The 7,618-nt window shown below is 69.9% G+C and carries 6 protein-coding genes; all 6 read right to left on the reverse strand.

Going from position 1 to position 7,618, the window contains the following annotated elements; translation table 11 throughout:
* On the reverse strand, nucleotides 1-756 hold a 756-nt coding region (locus tag R6V09_RS40935; RefSeq protein WP_442810243.1), incomplete at its 3' end, for an IS701 family transposase.
* Nucleotides 757-787: 31 nt separating this feature from the next.
* Nucleotides 788-2,947, reverse strand: a complete 2,160-nt coding sequence (locus R6V09_RS40940) for an AGE family epimerase/isomerase (protein ID WP_317886565.1) — start codon at nucleotides 2,945-2,947, stop codon at nucleotides 788-790.
* 1 nt (nucleotide 2,948) lies between these two features.
* Nucleotides 2,949-5,084 (reverse strand): glycogen debranching protein GlgX, encoded by a 2,136-nt coding sequence (glgX, locus tag R6V09_RS40945; RefSeq protein ID WP_317886566.1) that lies wholly within the window; start codon nucleotides 5,082-5,084, stop codon nucleotides 2,949-2,951.
* 62 nt (nucleotides 5,085-5,146) lie between these two features.
* Nucleotides 5,147-5,857 (reverse strand): NAD(P)H-binding protein, encoded by a 711-nt coding sequence (locus R6V09_RS40950; protein WP_317886567.1) that lies wholly within the window; start codon nucleotides 5,855-5,857, stop codon nucleotides 5,147-5,149.
* Nucleotides 5,858-5,917: 60 nt separating this feature from the next.
* The gene (locus tag R6V09_RS40955) at nucleotides 5,918-7,252 is read right to left on the reverse strand and encodes an NDP-sugar synthase (protein ID WP_317886568.1); all 1,335 of its coding nucleotides are present in this window, start codon (nucleotides 7,250-7,252) and stop codon (nucleotides 5,918-5,920) included.
* Between the two features lie 173 nt (nucleotides 7,253-7,425).
* Nucleotides 7,426-7,618 (reverse strand): lysylphosphatidylglycerol synthase domain-containing protein (locus R6V09_RS40960; protein ID WP_317886569.1); only part of this gene is annotated, 193 nt, incomplete at its 5' end.

Below are 7,618 nucleotides of genomic sequence, written 5' to 3' on the forward strand. Positions count from 1 at the left end.
GGCGAGTTCGGCGAGCGTCCCGCGCATCCCGGGGGTGGCGGCCTGCCGCCGGGGCAGCAGCACCGGGGTGTGCGGTGCCGCCTGCACGAGATAGCCCAGGCCGCGCGCCTCAAGACCGCGCAGCAGCGGGTCCGGGTCGCTCTCGCAGCGCCAGTCGGCCAGCACCGGCAGCGGTTCCAGCGACCACTCGTCGAGCATCGCGTCGAGCGCTTCCAGGACGTAGCTCCAGCGTGGCCGGCAGCGTTCCTGCACCGGTACGTGGGCCTGGCCGCGCAGCCGTTCGTCGCGGTCCCAGCGGGCCGGCAGCAGCAGCCGCCAGTTCACCGGGACCCCGCCCGCCTGGCCCACCAGCGAGGCGGCGAGCGCCAGTTGGCAGTTCACCGTCCGTTCCTGGGAGGCCGCGTACTGGCGGGCCACGCCCACCGACCGGTCACCGTTCTTGGCGAAGACGACCTCGTCGACGGACCAGGCCTCGGCGCGGAAGGCCCGCACCACCTGCCGGGCGAGCCGCCCCCGCACGGGAGCGGACGCCCACGGACTCTGGTTCACGAACTGCTGGATCTGCTGCACGGCACGCTTCCCGAGCACCTGCTCGGAGATCCGGGCGGGCGTCTTGCGCCCGGGCACATCCAGCAGCCCGCGCACATACACCTCGCCCCAGCGCCGCTGGTCGGCGCGGGTGAAGTCGCCGAACAGCTCGCGGCAGTAGGCGGGGAGCCCGGCGGAGGTGCCCGGCGGTGCCCCCGGGGTGCGCATCGGGGGTAATGGGAGGGTGATGGTCGCGAGGTCACTCATGGTTGCACTCGTCACCCCCAGCCAGCAGGAAGGCGTCCGTCGCGAGCAGGGCGTCCGCCACGTCCGGCAGCGCGCAGCCCACGATGACGAAGTCGACGTCCAGGCCCGCCTTGGTGCGCTGGAACAGCAGCTCGTTGATGGCGGGCCGGCACATGCCCCCGACCTCGCACAGATGGAACTCCACGCGCTGCGGGGTCGCCGCCATGACCTCGGCCAGGACGCGGCGGAACTTGCCCAGTTCGGCCGCGTCGATCACGCCGTGGCAGACGACGTGCGCGGTGCCGCCGTCGAACGAGGTGCGCATCCGCAGCCGCATCGAGGCCGGCTCCAACTCGACGCGCACCCGCACGGGTTCGTCGCCTCGCGGCAGCACGACCGTCAGGTCCTTGCCGTCGAAGTTGTGGTACGGCTGGTCGTCGACCCACACCCGGGTCAGCTCCACCGAGCCGGCCGGCAGCAGGTCCGGCGCCACCCGCAGCACCCGGCCCGGCAGGTCCTCCGGGCGCGGCTTGAAGTGCAGGGTGACCGGGTCGTCGCTGAGCAGCAGCCCGGTGTAGGCAGCCGACAGGTAGCACAGCTCCAGCGCGTGGTAACCGGCCATCGCGTGGCTGCCCTTGAGGCGTTCGGTGCCCAGCAGGTACGGGATGCCGTTCGCCAGCACGTTGAAGTAGACGCCGCCGTCCTGGTAGTCGAGGAAGAAGGCGTTGTAGAACGCCGCCGCCTCGCGCGCCAGCCGCAGCTGCTCCGGGTCGCCGGTGGTGCCGGCCAGGATCAGATAGGCGAGGATCGCCTGCTCCTGCTGCCACCAGGCCTTGCGGTCGTGCCACACCATACGGTGGATGCCGCTGTCCGGGTCGGGCTGCCGCTCGACCACGTCCAGCCAGCCGCCGCGCAACCCGTCGCTGCCCACCGCCGGCATGATCTCGGCGATGCGCTCGGCGGTCGTGGCGTACTCGGGCTTGTCGTGCAGGGACTTGATGCGGGTCAGGTTCCAGGCGATCTTCAGGTTGTGGCCGACGACCGCCCGGTCCTGCTGCCAGCCCCAGGTCCGGTCCGGACTCCAGTCGGCGTGGAAGCGCTCCTGGACGAAGGGGCTGTTCGGCTCGTCCGGGAACCGCTCCACGATGGTGTCCGCGGTCTCCTCCAGCAGCGCGGCGAAGTCCGAACGGCCCGTCGCCAGATAGGCGTTGATCAGATACGCCGGGGCGTGGTCGCCGACCGAGTTCCAGTTCTTGCGGGACCGGTTGCGGCCCAGCGAGTCGGCGTTCGGGTCGAGCGTGATCGGGTCGAGGTGTGAGAAGAACCCGCCGCGCACGGGATCGCGGAAGTACTTCTGGAACAGCTCGACCGTCCGGTCGATGTCCTGCAGGATCCGCGGGTCGCCGGTGATGCGGAACGTCTGGGTGGGACCGGCGAGCGCGTAGATCTGCTCGTACATCGGGATCGCGTCGAAGTCGTCGCCGAACTCCGAGGCGAAGACCGGACGGTGGCCGGAGGACGTGATGTCGATGCCGTGGTACCAGTAGGTGATCCCGTCGGCGGTGTCGTCCACCCGCATGTGTTCGCGCAGGTACTCGGTGCCGGCCTCGGCCGCCTCCAGGAAGCGGTCCTTGCCGGTCAGCAGGTACGCGGTGGCCAGGCCGTAGACCAGCCGGGAGATGGTGTCGGTCTCCTGGCGTACGTCCGCGCCGGCGAAGTCCGGCAGATGGGTGCCGCTGAGCGTGAGATGGGTGCGGAACCCGCGCCAGTCGTACACGCCGTCGGGGAAGTGGCCGCGCAGGTAGAAGTCGGCGATGGCGGCGGCCTGTTGCACCCACCAGTTCGGGTGCTCGAAGACGTACTGGCCGCGGGTCTCCTCCGGGAAGGTGATCTCCTTGGCCTCGAACCGGGAGCCGCCCTCCCACTCGTAGAGGATGCCGTACGCGAAGACGTAACGGCCCTCGGCCAGCATGTCGACGGTGTCGGCGGTGGTGTCGCGGTAGTCGTCGCCGAGGTTGCGGACGATGCGCGAGACCGCGTTCGCGGGCAGGTGGACCGTGAACTCCCGTTCGTCCGAGGTGCGCAGGCCGAAGCGGCGGCCGGTCGGGCTGTAGTAGGTGATGTAGCCGGCGAGCGTGTCGGATTGGATGCGTCGTTGGGCAGGTGCACTCATCTCAGGTGCCCTTCTCGTCGGGCAGGGACGCGAGCAGGACGACGCTGCGGCCCTGGGCGTGGTGGGTCGGACCGGCGACCAGCTCCTCTTCTCCGGGCGGAAGGATGTCGTAGGGGCCGGGGCGGGCCGTGTCGAGCACGCGGTGCCAGTGGTGGCCGGGGATGTCGGGCAGCTCGAAGTCGAGCCCCAGGTGGTACATGTTGAGGATCAGATGCAGGTCCGGGTCGCCGTCGAAACCGCCGTAGGTGCAGGCCAGCACCCGGGCGTTGGGGTCGTCCCAGCCGGGTTGGTGGAGCCGGGTGCCGTGCCAGGTGATGTCGGGCTGGGAGCGGGAGTTGAGGCGTTCGGAGAAGAACTGGGGTTCGCGCAGGGCGCGGTAGCGCTTGCGGAGCTGGACGACGCGCTGGGTGAAGCCGGTCGTCTCCTTCTCCTTCCTGGCCTGGTTCCAGTCGAGCCAGGAGGTCTGGTTGTCCTGGCAGTAGCCGTTGTTGTTGCCGCCCTGGCTGTTGCGGAACTCGTCGCCGGCCAGCAGCATCGGCACACCGCGGCTGAGCATCAGGAGGGACAGCAGGTTCTTGATCTGCCGGGCCCGCAGGTACTCGATGTCGGAGTCGTCGGTGGGGCCCTCGACGCCGCAGTTCCAGCTGTAGTTCTCGTCCGCGCCGTCGGCGTTGGCCTCACCGTTGGCGTGGTTGTGCTTCGCGTTGTAGCTGACCAGGTCGTTGAGGGTGAAGCCGTCGTGGCAGGTGATGAAGTTGATGCTGTTGGTGGGCAATTCACCCTGGGCGGCGAACAGGTCGGCCGAGCCGCCGAGCCGGGAGGCGACCTCGCCGACCATGCCGGCGTCGCCGCGCACGAACCGTCGTACGTCGTCGCGGAACGGGCCGTTCCACTGTGCCCAGCGCTTCCCCGGGAACCGGCCGACCTGATACAGGCCGCCGCCGTCCCACGGCTCCGCGATGATCTTCGTCTCGGACAGCACCTGCGACAGCTCGATCGCCCACAGGGCCGGCGGCACCGCCATCTCGTAGCCGAGGGGCCCACGGGAGAGTTCGGAGGCGAGGTCGAAGCGGAAGCCGTCGATGTGGTGCTCGGTCACCCAGTACTCAAGGCACTCCACGATGAACTTGGTGACCATCGGATGGTTGGCGTTGACAGCGTTGCCGCACCCGGTGAAGTCCATGTAGTGCGAGCGGTCCTGCGGCCACAGGTGGTAGTACGCCTCGTTGGCCGCGCCCCGGAAGCTGATCGTCGGCCCGAACTCGTTGCCCTCGCTGGTGTGGTTGAAGACCACGTCGAGGATGACCTCGATGCCCGCCTTGTGGAACGCCTTCACCATGTCGCGGAACTCGGTGATGTGCGTGGCGAGATGGGGGCTTGAGCAGTAGCCGGTGTGCGGGGCGAAGAAGCCGTACGGGTCGTAGCCCCAGTAGTTGCGCAGCGGGGTGCCGTCGGGTCCGGTGCGCAGCACCTGGGTCTCGTCGAAGTCGAAGACCGGCAGCAACTCCACGGCGGTGATGCCGAGTTCGCGCAGGTGCGGGATCTTGTCGATGACGGCGGAGAAGGTGCCGGGCCGCGCGCACTCCGAGGTGGGGGAGGCGGTCAGGCCGCGCACGTGCATCTCGTAGACGACGGTCTCCGCCATCGGGGTGTGCAGCGGGGTGTCGCCCTCCCAGTCGTAGTCGTCCAGGTCGACGACCAGACTGCGCATGCAGTTCTCGACGTTGTCCCCGGGGCCGATGGCGTGGGTGCGCTCCCAGCGGCTGTTGACGTTGGCCCGTGCGTACGGGTCGATCAGTACCTTCCGCTGGTCGAACCGGCTGCCCAGGGCACTGAGGTCGCGCGGTCCGTCGATGCGGAAGGCGTAGACCTGACCGGCGCCGATGCCACGGACGTGGCAGTGCCAGAAGTGGAAGCTGCGGTGGCGGTCGGGGAGGAGCGCGATGGTGCGGTAGGGGTACGGGCTGTCGCAGTGCTCGAAGAGCAACAGGTCGACGCGGGTGGCGTGTTCGGAGAAGAGCGAGAAGTTGACACCGTCGCTGTCGACGGTGGTCCCCAGCGGCTGCGGGCGGCCGGTGGTGACGTCGGAGGTGTGGCCGCCGTAGGTGCCGGTGGCTTCGTCGGGGCGTAAGGTCATCTGTTCTGTCATGGCATCTGTCGCAGAGTCGGTCGGAGTGTCGTACACATCGGTTGCCACCCTCAGGCGAGTGCGGCCCGGGCCGCGGTCGGAGTGTCGGCGCGGAGGCCGGTGAACAGTTCGTCCCAGGGCGGGGAGCCGGCGCCCGGTCCCACCTCGCTGCGCATCTCGAAGGTCACGCCGCGGGCGGCGGGCGAGTACAGCGCCTCGACGCAGGCGTCGGCCACATGCGGGCGGGCCACGCGTCCGTCGCCGACATCGCCCTGCTCCAGGTGCAGATGGCCGTGGCCGGGCTCGTCCGTCAGCCAGCCCGGGCGGATCACCGTGTACGGCAGCCCGGAGGAGCGGACCGCGTCCTCGCCGGCCAGCCGCCAGTCCAGCATCCGGCCGTAGGCGTTCATCGGGTGGTCGCGGCGGGTCACATGGCGCTGGCTGACCAGCACGAAGTGCGGGCTGCCGGAGGCGGCGAGCAGGGCGTCCAGGACATGGCGGACCCCGGTGTGCAGGGTGGTCTCGGGGCTGTCGGGACCGGCGTCGTCGGTGCCCGGCTCCACGATGTAGACGACCGCCGAGCAGCCGTGCAGGGGCGTGCGGACGGTGGCGGGGGCGCGTACGTCGGCCGCGAAGAACTGGGCCAGGGGCGGATTGTGCCGCCGGGCGCGCTGAGTGCTGCGGCCGATGACCCGGACGCTCTCGCCACGGGCGAGCAGTTGCCGGGCGACGAGCCGGCCTACTCGGCCGGTTCCTCCTATGACTGCGATCGGGCTGTCCATCGAGATCTCCACGGGGCTGCGGAAGAGCCGGAAAGGGCGGGGGAGTTGGCGGGGGCGCGCTCAGATCCAGTGCAGGATGTCGTCGGAGCTGGTCAGATGGGTGCCGGTGGGCAGGCCGGTGAGGGCGGGGACCCGCAGCCGCGGATAGACGCTCACCCCGGTCAGCCGGGTACCGGGACGCAGGTCGGCGGCCTCGCCGACGGCGGAATGGAGGAGCCGGACCGGGTTGTCGCGCTCGGAGTGCACCCGGGCCAGCGGGCCGACGTACGAGTCGGTGATGCGGGCGTACGGCCCGACGACGGCGCCGTCGCCGATCGCCGTCCGGCTCAGCCGGGCGCCCTCGTCCACGTCGACGCCGTCGCCGATGTCGCTGAACCGCAGCTTCACCCCGGGACCGATCTCGGCGTTGCGCCCGATGCGCACGGCGGGGCCGATGACGACGCTGCCCTCGGAGATCTTCTGGGCCAGGGTGGTGCCGGTCGCGCTGTCCTTGGTGCGCAGGCTGGACTCGTGGATCCAGTACCGCGGGTCGGCGCTGGTCGGTGCGCCCATGGCCTGGTTCATCCGGCGGTAGTGGCCGCCGAGGACGTCGCCGAGGGTGGCGAGGTAGTCGGGGATGCTGCCGAGGTCGCCGAGCCGGTCGATGGGGGCGACCGCGACCGGCAGTCCGCGCCCGACCAGCCAGGGCAGCAGGTCGCCGCCCCAGTCCAGGCGCTGCTGGGCGAGCCGGATCAGCTCGGGGTTGCGCGCGGCCAGCCGCAGCCGGCCGCAGTCGACCAGGTACATCCCGGCGTTGGTGGGCAGGGTGCGGCCGGACGCGGGCAGCGAGGTCTCGGGGAAGACGCGGTGGACGCGGTCCAGGTCGGGCTTCTCCAGGAATCCCGCCACCTGTCCGTCCGAGGAGGTCTGCATCACGCCGTACTTGCCGGCGATCTCCTCGGGGGTACGGCCGACGGTGGCGACGGTCACGACGGCGTCGGCGGCGTCGTGGGTGTCGACCAGCGTGTTGAGGTCGAACTCGAAGACGGAGTCCACCGGCAGCACCAGGGCGCGGCCGGTCAGGTCCCACTGTTCGAGGTTGTGCAGGGTGGCGGCGCCCGATCCGACGTTGTAGCGGTCGAGCCGGGCGCGGGAGTAGTGGATCTCCACGCCGAACCGTTCGCCGTGGCCGAGCACGAGCTTGATCTGACTGTGGTTCTCGGCGCCCTGGGCGATCACGTAGAAGCGGCGGATGCCCTGGTCACGGCAGGACTCGACGAGCCATTCGACGACGGAGCGGCCGACGAACGGGATGAGGGCCTTGCTGCGGATGTAGTCGGACGAGGCGAGGGTGAGCGGCTTGGCGCGTTCGCCCCGGCCTCCCGCCAGGATGATGCCTAACGTCTCGTCCCCCATGACAGTCCTGCCTCCTCGGCTGACAAATCAACGCTCTTCAGTCAACTCGTGGTGTCATGTCTAGTCAAGTAAAAAGTAAAACAAGGAGGTTGAGGCAAACGCGAATCAGCCCTGGTCGACCTTTCGACCAGGGCTGATGCTGCTTTACAACGATGTCTGAGAAGAGTCGTGAATCAGATGACTCTCAGTCGGACCAGCGCGCCGAGCGTCAACGCACCCGGGATGATGGGAATCCAGACCGTGATGATCCGGTACGCCAGCACCACCGCCGTGGCCACCGCGACCGGACCGCCCGCCGCGACCAGCGCCACGATCAGCGCGGCCTCCACCGACCCGATCCCGCCCGGCGTGGGCACCAGCGCGACC

Source organism: Streptomyces sp. W16 (assembly GCF_033194735.1).
In the GTDB taxonomy this organism is placed as follows: Bacteria; Actinomycetota; Actinomycetes; order Streptomycetales; family Streptomycetaceae; genus Streptomyces.